General features: G+C 59.1%; 13 protein-coding genes and 1 pseudogene. 8 read left to right on the top strand and 6 right to left on the bottom strand.

Annotation, left to right across the window (positions count from 1 at the left end; translation table 11 throughout):
• Positions 1-137: 137 nt before the first annotated feature.
• Positions 138-515, bottom strand: coding sequence for a hypothetical protein (locus FEE99_RS25580; protein ID WP_016775519.1), 378 nt, complete (start codon positions 513-515; stop codon positions 138-140).
• A 194-nt stretch (positions 516-709) separates the two neighbouring features.
• On the opposite strand from FEE99_RS25580, the gene FEE99_RS25575 reads away from it, so the two are divergent.
• The 3 genes from FEE99_RS25575 to def all read left to right on the top strand — a co-directional run bounded on the left by FEE99_RS25575 (position 710) and on the right by def (position 2,557).
• Entirely contained in the window at positions 710-901 is a 192-nt protein-coding gene (locus FEE99_RS25575) for a CsbD family protein (RefSeq protein ID WP_041479186.1), read from the top strand.
• Between the two features lie 163 nt (positions 902-1,064).
• On the top strand, positions 1,065-2,021 hold the full coding sequence (locus FEE99_RS25570) for a YihY/virulence factor BrkB family protein (protein WP_041479188.1): 957 nt from the start codon (positions 1,065-1,067) through the stop codon (positions 2,019-2,021).
• Positions 2,018-2,557: a peptide deformylase gene (def, locus tag FEE99_RS25565; protein ID WP_041479189.1), complete on the top strand. Its 540-nt coding sequence runs from the start codon at positions 2,018-2,020 to the stop codon at positions 2,555-2,557. The genes FEE99_RS25570 and def overlap by 4 nt, the downstream gene beginning before the upstream one ends.
• Positions 2,558-2,672: 115 nt before the next feature.
• Here the strand turns inward: def and FEE99_RS25560 are convergent, their stop codons facing one another.
• Positions 2,673-3,095 (bottom strand): GNAT family N-acetyltransferase, encoded by a 423-nt coding sequence (locus tag FEE99_RS25560; RefSeq protein ID WP_041479190.1) that lies wholly within the window; start codon positions 3,093-3,095, stop codon positions 2,673-2,675.
• Between the two features lie 718 nt (positions 3,096-3,813).
• On the opposite strand from FEE99_RS25560, the pseudogene FEE99_RS25555 reads away from it, so the two are divergent.
• Positions 3,814-4,542: pseudogene (locus FEE99_RS25555) on the top strand (PAS domain-containing protein); the annotation flags it as partial.
• A gap of 51 nt (positions 4,543-4,593) precedes the next feature.
• Positions 4,594-5,133: a methyl-accepting chemotaxis protein gene (locus FEE99_RS25550; protein ID WP_223259141.1), complete on the top strand. Its 540-nt coding sequence runs from the start codon at positions 4,594-4,596 to the stop codon at positions 5,131-5,133.
• A gap of 135 nt (positions 5,134-5,268) precedes the next feature.
• Here the strand turns inward: FEE99_RS25550 and FEE99_RS25545 are convergent, their stop codons facing one another.
• Positions 5,269-6,693 carry an MFS transporter gene (locus FEE99_RS25545; protein WP_041479194.1) on the bottom strand — a complete coding sequence of 475 codons (1,425 nt, stop codon included), beginning with the start codon at positions 6,691-6,693 and terminating at the stop codon, positions 5,269-5,271.
• 125 nt (positions 6,694-6,818) lie between these two features.
• Complete coding sequence (locus FEE99_RS25540; protein ID WP_041479195.1) at positions 6,819-7,259, bottom strand: PACE efflux transporter; 441 nt, start codon at positions 7,257-7,259, stop codon at positions 6,819-6,821.
• A 122-nt stretch (positions 7,260-7,381) separates the two neighbouring features.
• On the opposite strand from FEE99_RS25540, the gene FEE99_RS25535 reads away from it, so the two are divergent.
• Positions 7,382-8,254 (top strand): LysR family transcriptional regulator, encoded by an 873-nt coding sequence (locus tag FEE99_RS25535; protein WP_041479196.1) that lies wholly within the window; start codon positions 7,382-7,384, stop codon positions 8,252-8,254.
• 171 nt (positions 8,255-8,425) lie between these two features.
• Here the strand turns inward: FEE99_RS25535 and FEE99_RS25530 are convergent, their stop codons facing one another.
• The gene (locus FEE99_RS25530; RefSeq protein ID WP_024014046.1) at positions 8,426-9,457 is read right to left on the bottom strand and encodes an HTH-type transcriptional regulator GntR; all 1,032 of its coding nucleotides are present in this window, start codon (positions 9,455-9,457) and stop codon (positions 8,426-8,428) included.
• Positions 9,458-9,673: 216 nt separating this feature from the next.
• Between FEE99_RS25530 and FEE99_RS25525 the strand changes: the two genes are divergently transcribed.
• On the top strand, positions 9,674-10,207 hold the full coding sequence (locus FEE99_RS25525; RefSeq protein WP_041479197.1) for a gluconokinase: 534 nt from the start codon (positions 9,674-9,676) through the stop codon (positions 10,205-10,207).
• A gap of 82 nt (positions 10,208-10,289) precedes the next feature.
• Positions 10,290-11,642: a GntP family permease gene (locus FEE99_RS25520; RefSeq protein WP_016773551.1), complete on the top strand. Its 1,353-nt coding sequence runs from the start codon at positions 10,290-10,292 to the stop codon at positions 11,640-11,642.
• Between the two features lie 177 nt (positions 11,643-11,819).
• Here FEE99_RS25520 and alaC read toward each other — a convergent pair whose 3' ends face one another.
• Positions 11,820-13,028, bottom strand: coding sequence for an alanine transaminase (alaC, locus tag FEE99_RS25515; protein ID WP_041479198.1), 1,209 nt, complete (start codon positions 13,026-13,028; stop codon positions 11,820-11,822).
• Between the last annotated feature and the right edge of the window lie 73 nt (positions 13,029-13,101).

Here is a 13,101-nt window from a genome sequence, read left to right as displayed (position 1 = left end):
GGAGCCGATCTTCAAGCTTTTCAGAACCTGAGTTCGGCTCGATATTTCAGGTCGGCGTATTCCGTAAGAACAACCCGGTCGGTCCCCTCTCCCTCTGGGAGAGGGCTAGGGGAGGGGAAGGGCTGACGCCACAAATCCTACTGACGAAACGGCGCAAAATTCACGTTGGTCCCGGCCGGTCGCATGTCCTGCAGATAAGAATCCTTGTCCGCACTCAATTCCAGGCTCAGCGCCGCCTTGCGTTTGCCTTCATTGCGAATCACCAGCCCTTCGAGCTTTTCGCGCAGGAACACCGTGGGCACTTTCAGGTGCAGCAACTCATCGGTGGCCGGGGTGTGCAGCAGCAAGTGAATCCACTCGTACTGACCGATGGCCAGACGCGACACCGGCAGGTCGAACCACCAGATATTGCGGTTACGGTTCAGTTCGGCGAAGTGGCAGTTGTTGGTGCCGAGCACGGCGCCGCCCAGTTCCTGGTTGCGACGGGCGATGGCCTGGGTTTTATTGAGCTTCATGACATTCCTGCGAATCGGTGTGCCGGGCGCGACGCCCGTAGGCTGAGCATTCTCGGGGCAACGCCGGCAAACATAAAGCGCAACCTGCGCGCCACGACGAAATGCCGGCAAAATAAATGAAACTCGGCGCAAAGCGCACCGGTCAATCGTTACGTAATGACTTTTCTTCCCTATATGCATCACGGAGAAACACCATGAGTAGCACAGGCGATAAAGTAAAAGGCATGGCCAACGAAGCCGTCGGTAACGTCAAGCAAGGCGTCGGCAAGGTCACTGACAACGACAAGCTGCGTGCCGAAGGCAAGGTTCAAGAGAAAAAAGGCGAAGCCCAGCAAGCGGTTGGCAACGCCAAGGACGCGGTGAAAAAAGGCGTCGACAAGGCGTAAGCGAGCCTTGAACGAATCACACGAGCGGCCATCCAAGGATGGCCGTTTTTGTATGAGAACCCTGCGGTTATCCGCCGAAGGATCGCCAAGTAGGCTACCTTGAGGTAAAAAACGGCCCCTGAGTCGCCACGACTTCAACCTTTTGCGGCGCAAGGAGACGCGAATGATATTTCCGGACATGAAAGGTCTGCCCCTGCACCGGGTGATGGTGCGCACGGTCACTGAGTTCGTCGATGACGAAATGTCGACCTACGCCTCGGCGCTGGCCTACCAGATGCTGTTCTCGCTGTTTCCGTTCATTCTTTTCCTGATTGCCCTGATCGGTTTCCTGCACCTGCCAGACTTCTTTTCCTGGCTGCGTCTGCAATCTGAACTGGTGCTGCCACCGCAGGCACTGGAGCAGGTCAACCCGGTGATCGACCAGTTGCAGCAATCCAAGGGTGGCCTGCTGTCCATCGGTATCGTTATTGCGCTGTACACCGCGTCCGCCGGCGTGCGCCTGATGATGAGCGCAATGAATGCCGCCTATGACGTGGTTGAAGGCCGGCCGATCTGGAAGCGCTTCCCGTTGTCGATCGTCTACACCGTCGGCATCGCCGGCATGCTGCTGATCGCCGCTGCGCTGATGGTGCTCGGGCCGCAGGTGATGGGCTGGATTGCCGCACAAGTGGGACTGGAATACTTCATCGTCACGGTGTGGACGATCGCCCGCTGGCCGGTGATCGTGATTCTGATGATGGTCGCGGTGGCGCTGATCTATTACGTGATGCCCGACGTCAAACAGGAATTCCGTTTCATCACCCCAGGTTCAGTGCTGGCCGTGGTGGTGTGGATCCTCGCCTCGTTGGGGTTTGCCTTCTACGTGAAAACCTTCGCCAACTACAACGCGATGTATGGCAGCATCGGGGCGATCATCGTGCTCTTGCTGTATTTCTACATCTCCTCCGCAGTCCTGTTGCTTGGCGCGGAAATGAATGCAGTGATCGAGCACATGTCCGCCGAAGGCAAGGAAAAGGGCGAAAAAGCCCCTGGCGAGCCCGACGAATCCCCCAAACAACACGTCTCGGGCCTGGGCCGCGATCATTCGCTCAAGCCGGACACTGATGAAGCGCGACCATGATTCGTGAAATTCTCAAAATGGGTGACGAGCGCCTGCTGCGCATCGCCGCGCCGGTGCCACCGGAAATGTTCAACAGCGCCGAGCTCTGGCAACTGATCGATGACATGTTCCAGACCATGGAAAGCGTCGGCGGCGTTGGCCTCGCGGCGCCGCAGATCGGAGTCGACCTGCAACTGGTGATCTTCGGCTTCGAACACAGCGAGCGTTACCCGGACGCCGAAGCAGTGCCGCAGACGATCCTGATCAACCCGCTGATCACGCCATTGAATCCGTTGATGGAAGAGGGCTTCGAAGGTTGTCTTTCGGTGCCGGGCCTGCGCGGCGCAGTGGATCGCTATCAGCAGATTCGCTACGAAGGCTTTGATCCCAAGGGCGAGCCGATCGTGCGTGTGGCCTCGGGGTTTCATGCACGGGTGGTGCAGCATGAATGCGATCACCTGATCGGCCGGCTGTATCCGTCGCGGATTACCGATTTCAGCAAGTTCGGCTTTACCGAAGTGCTGTTTCCGGATCTTGATCCCAACGCTGACGACTGATTGTCAGAACACCATCAACCCCTGTGGGAGCGAGCCTGCTCGCGAACGCGGAGTATCAGAACCAAATTCGGCGCTGACACACCGCATTCGCGAGCAGGCTTGCTCCCACAGGGTGTCAGCGTAAATCTGCGGGATTGAGCCCCATCGCAATCATCGGCTTGCTCCGCGCGTACCGGTTCAACCGCTCGGCCATCGCCTGCGGCAGCGGCGGATCGAAGCTGAACCCGCTTCGCTCATAAAACCCGCGCAAATCCGGATGGCAAAACAGCCACACCGGCTCGTCCACCTGGGCAACCGCCGCTGCGATCAACTGCGCAGCGACACCTTGTTCCCGACACTGCGGATCGACAAACAACCCCGTCAGCCAGTGTCCGCCCGAGACTGGCCGCAGACACAGCGCCGCAACGATCTCGCCGCGCCTTGCCACCCACAGCTGCGCCTCGCGCACGGCTTTCATCGAGGATTGGTGGCTGCGGTAGAACTTGTTCATCAGCGGCCACAACGATTCGTCGAGCTGGCTGTAGTGGATATCGGACATGATTCGGGCTGTCGCTGCGAAAAGCGCCGATTATAAAAGAACGCGCGCTTCGGGATAGGTGTATACCTGAACTCACACCCCTGTGAGTGGAGTACCGATCATGTCCAAAGGTATGGATTCAAAGAAAGCCGCGAAGAAAAAGCCGGCCAAGACCGCGATTGAAAAACGCGCAGAGAAGAAAGCCAAGAAGGTCGATATTTTCGGCCATTGATCAAACTATGCGGAAGCCCGGTTCACGGGCTCCCGCCTCGCTGGCGAAAACGTCCGTTTTCACCACACTGTTTCCCGCGCTGAACCGTTTCTTGTGCAGAAAGTGCCAGATACTGGCCGACTAGTGGCCTTGCGCCCGGCGTTCGGCTGGCTATGCTTGCAGGTAACTAACCATGTCGACCGTCATGCCAACAGGCGACGGCACAGGTTGGTCCGTGATTCATGCTGCCAGAGTGCGCAATTCAAGGCACCAACACTGAACCAACAAGGAGCGTCACTTAAATGGAAGTTCTTCTACGCGTTAGGGCTGGCCCGCATGCGGGCTATCAAGAAAAGGATGTCTTGATCAGAGCGTCGCTGCAGGGACCCTCCGATTGATCATCATTTATCACCTGACAACTTCCTCCCGTGGAGGAAGGCGTGTGCCTGTTCTGTGGAACGTAGTGATGGATCTTGCAAGACCTGAACTTTCATCAAATCAAAAGAACGCGCGGAAGGTGATACAACCATGTTCAACCTACATCACAAGGCTGACCTGCGGGAAATCGAGCGTTTCAGTTGTGCGCTGACTGAGGCCAACGCGAAAATCGAAGCGATCAGCCGCTCGATGGCGATGATCGAGTTCACTCCGGACGGCATCGTTCTCGACGCCAACGAGAACTTCTGCAAGACCATGGGCTACAGCGCCGAAGAAGTGCGCGGCAAACACCATCGGATCTTCTGCGAAGAAAGCTTTTATCGCAGCGAGGACTACGCGAAGTTGTGGCGCGACCTGGCCCGTGGTGAACCGCTCAGCGGCACTTTCCTGCGTCTGAACAAGAGTGGCCGCGAGATCTGGCTCGAAGCCAGTTACATGCCGGTGTTCGGTCCCGACAAACAGGTCAGAAGTGTCATCAAGGTTGCGGCGGACATCACCGCACGCATCAACAAAGAACATGAAGAAGAAGCCATGCTGGCGGCGATCGGCCGTTCCATGGCGGTGATCGAGTTCACCCCCGAAGGCCATGTCATCCGCGCCAACGACAACTTTCTGCAGACCATGCAGTACGCGCACCCTGAAATTGTCGGCCAGCACCACAGCCTGTTCTGTCACCGCGCAGAAGCGGAGTCTGCGCAGTACAAGGCGTTCTGGGCTTCGCTCAATCGCGGCGAATATCACTCGCACCGTTTCGAGCGCAAGAACAAGTCCGGGCAGATGGTTTATCTGGAGGCTTCGTATAACCCGCTGTTCGACGCCAAGGGCCGCTTGTACAAAGTGGTCAAGTTCGCCAGTGACATCACCAAGCAGATGACCACCCTGCAAAACGCTGCGGAATCGGCCCACAGCACCTCGGTACAAAACGACGCCTGCGCGCAAAAAGGCTCACAAGTCGTGCAGCAGACCGTGCAGATCATTCAGGACATTTCCCGCGATCTGAACGAAGCGGCGGTGAGCATTGATGCGGTCAGCAAACAGTCGGACATCATCGGCACCATCGTCCAGACCATTCGCGGCATTGCCGATCAGACCAATTTGCTGGCGCTCAACGCCGCGATCGAAGCCGCGCGTGCCGGTGAGCATGGACGCGGTTTTGCCGTTGTCGCCGATGAGGTACGCAGCCTCGCCGCGCGGACCAGTCAGGCCACTCTGGAAATTGTCGACGTGGTGCGCAAGAACCACGACCTGTCGCTGAGCGCAGTGTCGAGCATGCAGTCGAGTCTGAGCCGAACCGGGCTGGGCGTGGAACTGGCCAACGAAGCGGGCGAGGTGATCCTCGAGATTCAGCAAGGCTCGCGGCATGTGGTGGATGCGATCAGCCAGTTCAATGAAACCTTGCAATTGAACTGAGCTGTTTCAACATCACCAATAACCAATGTGGGAGCGAGCCTGCTCGCGAAAGCGTTATGTCAGCCAGCACATGCCTTTCTGACACGACGCCTTCGCGAGCAGACTCGCTCCCACAGGTGAGTCCTGTGTTGGCCGTCAACGATGGGCAATGTTCTCCAGCGCCAGATTACGCGTACGCGGGCCGAACCAGCCGATGGTCAGCATCACGATCAGCATGCTGCTGACGATGAACGCCAGTACCCCCGGCGTGCCGAAATTATCCAGGAACATGCCGATCAGCAGACTGCTGAACACCGTCGACAAGCGACTGAACGAATAGCAGAACCCGACCGCGCGGGCGCGGATGTTGGTCGGGAAAAGCTCGCTTTGATAGGAGTGATAACTGAAGCTCAGCCAGGCGTTGCAGAAGGTGATCATTACGCCGCAGAAAATCAGCCCGAAGGCGCTGGTCTGCAGGGCGAACAGGGTGCCGAAGGTCATCGCGCCGAGCGCCGAGCCGACGATTTGCCATTTGTTCTCGAAACGGTTGGCGAACTTCACAAACAGCAACGGCCCGAGCGGGTAGGCGAGGGTGATGATGAACGCGTACATCAGACTGTGGGTGACGCTGACACCCTGGCCGGAAAGCAGCGCCGGCAACCAGTTGCCGAAACCGAAAAAACCAATTGCCTGAAAGATGTGGAAGACGATCAACATCAATGCGCGGCGGCGGTAGGGCGGCTGCCAGATATCGGCGAAACGGCCCTTGCCTTCGACATCGACTGACACCGGTTCCGGCGCATCCAGCGCTTTGCCGTAATCCTTGGCGCAGCGCGCTTCGAGATGGTCGAGGATCCGATTGGCCTCATCGAACCGACCGTGTTGCGCCAGCCAGCGCGGCGATTCCGGCAGACGCTTGCGCAGCCACCAGATAAACAGCGCAAACACCGCGCTGGCCAGCACCACCCAACGCCAGCCGGACACCCCGAACGGCGCTTGCGGCACCAGCCACCACGACATCAAGGCCACCGCCGGCACCGAGAGGAACTGCACGAAAAACGCAAAGGCGAACGCCGAGCTGCGCATGCGTTTAGGGACCAGTTCCGAGAGGTAGGCATCGATCGTCACCAATTCGATACCCAAGCCGATGCCGACCAGAAAACGCATGCCGATGATGCCCAGCGCCGAGGTCTGAATCCCCATCAGCACTGTCGCCACCGTGTACCAGATCAGCGCGAAGGTGAAGATTGCCCGGCGACCGAAACGATCCGCCAACGGACTGAGCAGACTGGCGCCGAGGAACAGGCCGAGGAACGTCGCCGAGGCGAACGCCGCCTGATCGGAGAAGCCGAACACCCCCTGACTGCCAGTGGCGAACAGGCCGTCGCGAATCAGCCCGGGGCTGATGTAGGCGGTCTGGAACAGATCGTAGAGTTCGAAAAATCCACCGATCGACAGCAGCGCCACCAGACGCCAGATGGTGGCGACGGCGGGCAGACGGTCGATGCGGGCGGAAATCTCGGCGGCGCGTACCGGGTCGATGCCGTCGATGTGCGCGGCGGCGGAAGCGTGAGCAGTCATAAGCTGATCCATTTTTTATTGATGGAAAAGCTTAGCCTGCTATCGGAATTGATGGATTGTGAATATCAGCGGTTTACCCGGTCAAACCGCTGATTTCTCGCAATATCTGCTTACGAATTAGCGATTTATGCCGCAGCGGCAGAATCCGGCAGCGCCGAGTTCGGCAGGCCGAAGATCCGGTCGAACAGCCAGTTGAATACGAAGGTGTAGCACGGGATGAAAATGATCAGTGCCAGATCCAGCAGGAACGCCTGCACCAGACTGATGTTCATCCACCACGCGATCAACGGAATCAGAAACACGATCAGCGTCAGTTGAAAGCCGACGGCGTGGGCGATGCGCCGTTTGACCGTACGGGTGCGCGAGATCTGGCGACTTTCCCAGCGCTCGAACAACGAGGTGTAAATGAAATTCCAGGTCACGGCGATACTGGTGATGATCACCGCCAGCGGCCCGGTGCTGCCAGGAGATGTGCCCGAGAGCAACGCCAGACCGAGGGCCGAGAAGGTCATGCCGATCACTTCGTAGAGCGACACGTAGACCAGTTTGCGTTTCACGCCTTGCATGCAGATTTGCCTCTTTCTTGCCAGATGTTGGCCAGCAGGGCTGGCGAAGGCGAGCAAAGATAGCTTCAATGCACCTGACAGAAAAAGTCGGTAGCTTTCAGTTTTATTGATAGGTGAGGCATTTGAATTTCAGCAGCGACAGCATCGAATTATTTCTCGCGGTGATCGAGCGCGGCTCGTTTTCCGCCGCCGCGCGGCAGTTGGGCAAGGTGCCGTCGGCGGTGAGCATGGGCATTGCCAATCTTGAAGCGGAACTCGGTTACCCGCTGTTCGACCGCAGTCATCGCGAGCCGCAACCCACGGCGATGGCGCAGTCGTTGGTGCCCCACGCGCGACTGATCGCCGAGCAGCTCAAGCAGTTGCAGGTGCACGCGGTGGAGCTGTCGCTGGGGCTGGAAAGCAGGTTGTCGATTGGCGTGGTTGCGGACATGGATCGACACCGCTTGCTGGCAGCGATCAAGGTGATTGCCGAGCGGCATCCGTTGCTCGATATCGAAGTGCTGACTGCGCCACAGGATGATGTGCTGGCGATGTTGCACACTGGCCGGGTCAGCGTGTGTCTGGCGTTTGCCGGGTTAAGCGTCAATGCGCTGGAGCGGTTTCAGTTCGTCGGCAGCGAACGCATGATCGCGACGCTGGCGGCGGACAGCCCGTTGTTGCAGGGGCGGGATGTGTTTCTGGAAGATCTGGTGCAGGTGCGGCAGATCATCGTCGCCAGCCGCGACTTGCCGATCAGCGAGACGCGGCCATTGGTGGCTGAATCCTACTGGCGTACGGACAATCTCGAGACGGCGATGGAAATGGTTGAAGCGGGATTGGGCTGGGGGAATTTTCCGCTGTCGGTGGTGCAGCCGTGGCTGGAAACGGGACGTTTGAAAAGCCTGAATTTTCGCAACATCGAAAATGGCCTGGTGCTGCCGGTGCATGCGGTGTGGCTCAAGAGCCAGCCCTTGCAGAAGGGCGCGCAGGCGTTGGTCGACCTGCTCAGCCATTGAGCCCAACACAAAACCCCTGGAGCTGCCGAAGGCTGCGATCTTTTGATCTTGTTCTTGAAAGCAAAATCAAAAGATCGTCGTGTCAGCTGTATCAATGCTGACTGACCCACCGCTTTCGCGAGCAGGCTCGCTCCCACAAGGGTTGTGTTTCAACTCAGCATTTGTGAAGGGTCAGGTACTCTCGCGCACCTTCAGCTCAAACCCCATATCCTCCACCGGCCGCGCCACTTTGTTGCCCGCCATCAACGTGAGCATCTGCTCCGCCGCGCGCCGGCCGATCGCCTCGCGCGGGGTGTTGATGCTGCTCAGGCGCGGGACCATGTGCTCGGACATCGGCAAGTCGTTGAAACCCAGAATCGCCACTTGTTCGGGAATCTTGATGCCGTTACGCAACGCTTCCAGCAGCGCACCCTGGGCCAGGTCATCGTTGCCGAAGAAAATCGCATCAACATCCGGATGCGCCGCCAGCAATTGCAGGAACAGCTCGCCGCCCAAGCCCACCGACGAAGCACGTGGCGTCAGCACTTCCAGATCCGGGTCGTAACGGCCTGCCTTCTGCAATGCTTTGCGGAAACCCTCACCGCGCAGCAGGGTGCGCTGGTCCAGCTGCGCGCCGATGTAGGCCAGACGTTTACGCCCACGGGACAGGAGATGTTCGGCGGCAGTTTCCCCGGCGCTCAACTGCGAGAAACCCACGCAATTGACTCCGGCAGCACTGTCCAGCTCCATCATGTACACGCAGGGAATGTTGCTGGCCTCGATCATCCGCCGCGAACTTTCCGTGCGATCAAAACCGGTCAGCAGAAACCCGCGCGGCTGATAAGCCATGTAATTGCGCAGCAGGTTTTCTTCTTCATCGCGCGAATAGTGGAAGTTGCCGATCAGCACTTCGAAGCCTTTGGGCGTCAGCACCCGATGAATGGCTTCCAGCGTGTCGATGAACAGCAGGTTGGACAGTGACGGCACCAGCACCACCACCGAATGGCTCTGCGCCGAGGCCAGTGCGCGGGCGGCGGGGTTGACTACATAGTTGAGTTCAAGCGCAGCTTTCTGCACTTTTTCCACCAGTTCGGTGGCCACCGTGCTTACCCCGCGCAAGGCGCGCGAGGCAGTGATCGGGCTGACGCCGGCCAGGCGGGCTACTTCGTTGAGGGTCGGACGGCCGGTGGTGCGGGTATTTTTATCGTTCTTGGGGGAGGTCATCGGGCGGCTTGCCAAACAAAAATCAAGGCACTAAGGTAGCGCTGTCCTGATGCAGCTGCAAATGCGTGAGCGCGGTCCTGCCTGATCTGTGCTTTTTGGCGTCGGGAACAAACCTGCTGCAACCCAAAAAAACGACAAGAAGGCGTCGGCAACTTCTGCCTGTGCACTAGAGTCATAGCTAGCAAAGGTAGCGCTGTCTGCGCGCTGAGGTGTTATATGAGTCATCCCATCACCGCCCTGGTCATCATGGGCGTTGCCGGTTGCGGCAAGACGTGCGTCAGCCAGGCCCTGTGCCATTTGAGCGGCGCCACTGCCATTGAAGGCGATACATTCCATCCGGCCGCGAACATCGAAAAGATGAGCGCGGGGATCCCCCTGAACGATGAAGACCGCGCCGGCTGGCTCGACAGCCTGTGCGATGAACTGCGTCGCGTCGATGCCCAAGGCCAGCGCCCGGTGTTGACCTGCTCGGCCCTTAAACACAGTTACCGCGAACGTCTGCGCAGTGCCCTGCCGGGCCTCGGTTTCGTGTTTCTTGAATTGACTCCGGAAGTCGCCGCCGAGCGCGTATCGCACCGCCCGGGCCACTTCATGCCGGCGACGTTGATCGAAAGCCAGTTCGCCACCCTCGAATCGCCCAAGGGCGAGCCGCTGACCCTGCCGCTCAATGCCTCGATTCACAGCGTCGAAGAGCTGGCCCTGCAGGCTCACGTCTGGTGGCAGGCCAACGGCCTGAAACAGGCGATATGAGTATGGTGAAAAAGACAGCGCTGTCCTCCCGACTTCTGTTCAACCCGCTTTAATAACAACAACAATCCAGGAGACACCCCCCATGTTTGGCATGTCCCACGAGACGTTCCTGCTGCTCGATGCGGTGGTCACGGTAATCGGCCTGATTATCCTGATCACCAAGTTCAAGATTCACCCGTTCATTGCCCTGACCATCGCCGCCGCCTTCCTCGGCCTGACTTCCGGCATGCCGATCAACACCATCATCAAGGCGTTCCAGGACGGCTTCGGTGGCGTGCTCGGTTTCGTCGGCATCATCCTCGCCCTGGGCACCATGCTCGGCAAAATGATGGCCGAATCCGGCGGCGCCGATCAGATCGCCCAGACCCTGATCCGCGCCTTCGGCAAGGACAAGGTGCAGTGGGCGATGATGTTCGCTGCGTTCCTGGTGGGTATCCCGCTGTTCTTCGAAATCGGCTTCGTGCTGCTGATTCCGCTGGTGTTCATCGTCGCCCGTCGCACTGGCGTATCGATCATCAAGATCGGTATCCCGCTGCTCGCCGGCCTCTCTGCGGTGCACGGTCTGGTACCGCCGCATCCGGGCCCGCTGCTGGCCATCGGCGTGTTCGGCGCTGACATCGGCAAGACCATTCTCTACGGTCTGATCGTCGCGCTGCCGACCGCCATCATTGCCGGTCCGATCTTCGGTACCTTCATCGCCAAGCACATTCCTGGCCACCCGAATCAGGAGCTGGTCGATCAACTGGCCCGCGAAAACGATTCGGCCAACCTGCCGAGCTTCAGCATCACCCTGGTCACCGTGCTGTTGCCGGTGTTCCTGATGCTGTTGAAAACCTTCGCTGACGTAGCGCTGCCGGACGGCAACTTCTTCCGCATCTGGATGGACATGATCGGCCACCCGATCTCCGCATTGCTGCTGGCGTTGCTGCTGTCGCTGTACACCTTTGGCTACAAGCAGGGTATCGGTTCCAACCAGATGCTCAAGTGGCTCGACGCGAGCCTGGCGCCAACCGCCGCGATCATTCTGATCATTGGTGCGGGCGGTGGCTTCAAGCAGATGCTGGTGACCAGTGGCGTGGGTGACGTGATCGGCCACATGGCGGTCAGCGCGCAGATCTCGCCGATCCTGCTGGCCTGGCTGGTGGCGGCGGTGATCCGTATCGCAACCGGTTCGGCGACCGTGGCGACCATCACTGGCGCCGGCATTGTCGTGCCGGTTGTCGGCATGATTCCGGGCGTCAACCGTGAGCTGCTGGTGCTGGCCACCGGCGCCGGTTCGCTGATCCTGTCCCACGTCAACGACGCCGGTTTCTGGCTGGTCAAGCAGTACTTCAACATGACCGTGGCCGAAACCTTCAAGACCTGGACCGCGATGGAAACCATTCTGTCGGTAGTGGGCCTGGGCTTTATCCTGCTGTTGTCGCTGTTCGTTTAAGCGGCAGTTTGCAGGCACAAAAAAACCGCAGTGATGCGGTTTTTTTGTGGGTAATGAACTTGTAAACACGGCACCTGTAGGAGCTGTCGAGTGAAACGAGGCTGCGATCTTTTGATTGTAAAAAACAAGATCAAAAGATCGCAGCCTTCGGCAGCTCCTACAGGGGATGTGTGTCAGTTATTTGCTAACTAAGCCATCCGCGCGGAACATCCCGCGAATCCCGCGCACGGCCTGACGAATGCGGTCCTGATTTTCGATCAGGGCGAAGCGCACGTGATCATCGCCGTACTCGCCAAAACCCACGCCCGGCGAAACGCAGACCTTGGCCTCGGCCAGCAGTTTCTTGGCGAACTCCAGCGAACCCAGATGCGCATACGCCTCGGGAATCTTCGCCCAGACGTACATCGACGCTTTCGGGTTCTCGACCATCCAGCCCAGCTCATGCAGGCCTTTGACCAGCACGTTGCGCCGCTGACGATACTGCTCGGCGATGTCGCGCACGCACTGTTGATCGCCTTCCAGCGCGGCAATCGCCGCCACTTGCAGCGGAGTGAAGGTGCCGTAGTCGTGGTAGCTCTTGATCCGCGCCAGAGCGCTGACCAGTTCCGGGTTGCCAACCATGAACCCGATGCGCCAGCCGGCCATGTTGTAGCTCTTGGACAGGGTGAAAAACTCCACCGCAATGTCCTTGGCGCCCGGCACTTGCATGATCGACGGGGCTTTCCAGCCGTCGTAGACAATGTCGGCGTAAGCCAGGTCGTGGATGACCAAAACGTCGTACTGCTTGGCGAGGGCGATCACCCGTTCGAAGAAGTCCAGCTCCACGCACTGCGCGGTCGGATTGGACGGGAAACCGAGGATCATCATTTTCGGCTTGGGGATCGAGCCGCGAATGGCACGTTCCAGTTCATCGAAGAAGTCCACGCCCGGCACCAGCGGCACCGAACGCACCTGAGCGCCGGCAATCACTGCGCCGTAAATGTGGATCGGATAGCTCGGGTTCGGCACCAGCACGGTGTCGCCCTGGTCCAGGGTCGCCAGCATCAAATGCGCCAGGCCTTCCTTGGAACCGATGGTGACAATGGCTTCGCTTTCCGGGTCGATATCGACTTCGTAGCGCTGCTTGTACCAGTTGGAAATCGCCCGGCGCAGGCGCGGGATGCCCTTGGACGTCGAGTAACCGTGGGTGTCTTCACGTTGGGCGACCTGCACGAGTTTTTCGACAATGTGCGGCGGCGTGGCGCCGTCGGGATTGCCCATGCTCAGGTCGATGATGTCTTCACCACGGCGGCGAGCGGCCATCTTCAGCTCGGCGGTGATGTTGAACACGTAAGGGGGGAGTCGATCTATGCGCGCAAAGCGGCGCGGCGAACCTTGTTCGGCCATTGTTGCCTCGGATAACGTAAGCGCCCGGAACCGTCCGAGCGACGCTGGTCACTGCGGTGACCTGTGGCGGAAG

Source organism: Pseudomonas sp. ef1 (assembly GCF_007293365.2).
Classification (GTDB): domain Bacteria; phylum Pseudomonadota; class Gammaproteobacteria; order Pseudomonadales; family Pseudomonadaceae; genus Aquipseudomonas; species Aquipseudomonas siliginis.
The sequence above is the reverse complement of the archived record's forward strand: the minus strand, read 5'-3'. Positions and strand labels throughout refer to the sequence as shown.

Coding starts and splice junctions, on each gene's coding strand:
- FEE99_RS25570 (WP_041479188.1), top strand. CDS start 1,065: ATGATATTTCCGGACATGAAAGGTCTGCCCCTGCACCGGGTGATGGTG.
- FEE99_RS25540 (WP_041479195.1), bottom strand. CDS start 7,259: ATGCAAGGCGTGAAACGCAAACTGGTCTACGTGTCGCTCTACGAAGTG.
- FEE99_RS25575 (WP_041479186.1), top strand. CDS start 710: ATGAGTAGCACAGGCGATAAAGTAAAAGGCATGGCCAACGAAGCCGTC.
- def (WP_041479189.1), top strand. CDS start 2,018: ATGATTCGTGAAATTCTCAAAATGGGTGACGAGCGCCTGCTGCGCATC.
- FEE99_RS25545 (WP_041479194.1), bottom strand. CDS start 6,693: ATGACTGCTCACGCTTCCGCCGCCGCGCACATCGACGGCATCGACCCG.
- FEE99_RS25560 (WP_041479190.1), bottom strand. CDS start 3,095: ATGTCCGATATCCACTACAGCCAGCTCGACGAATCGTTGTGGCCGCTG.
- alaC (WP_041479198.1), bottom strand. CDS start 13,028: ATGGCCGAACAAGGTTCGCCGCGCCGCTTTGCGCGCATAGATCGACTC.
- FEE99_RS25525 (WP_041479197.1), top strand. CDS start 9,674: ATGAGTCATCCCATCACCGCCCTGGTCATCATGGGCGTTGCCGGTTGC.
- FEE99_RS25530 (WP_024014046.1), bottom strand. CDS start 9,457: ATGACCTCCCCCAAGAACGATAAAAATACCCGCACCACCGGCCGTCCG.
- FEE99_RS25520 (WP_016773551.1), top strand. CDS start 10,290: ATGTTTGGCATGTCCCACGAGACGTTCCTGCTGCTCGATGCGGTGGTC.
- FEE99_RS25550 (WP_223259141.1), top strand. CDS start 4,594: ATGACCACCCTGCAAAACGCTGCGGAATCGGCCCACAGCACCTCGGTA.
- FEE99_RS25580 (WP_016775519.1), bottom strand. CDS start 515: ATGAAGCTCAATAAAACCCAGGCCATCGCCCGTCGCAACCAGGAACTG.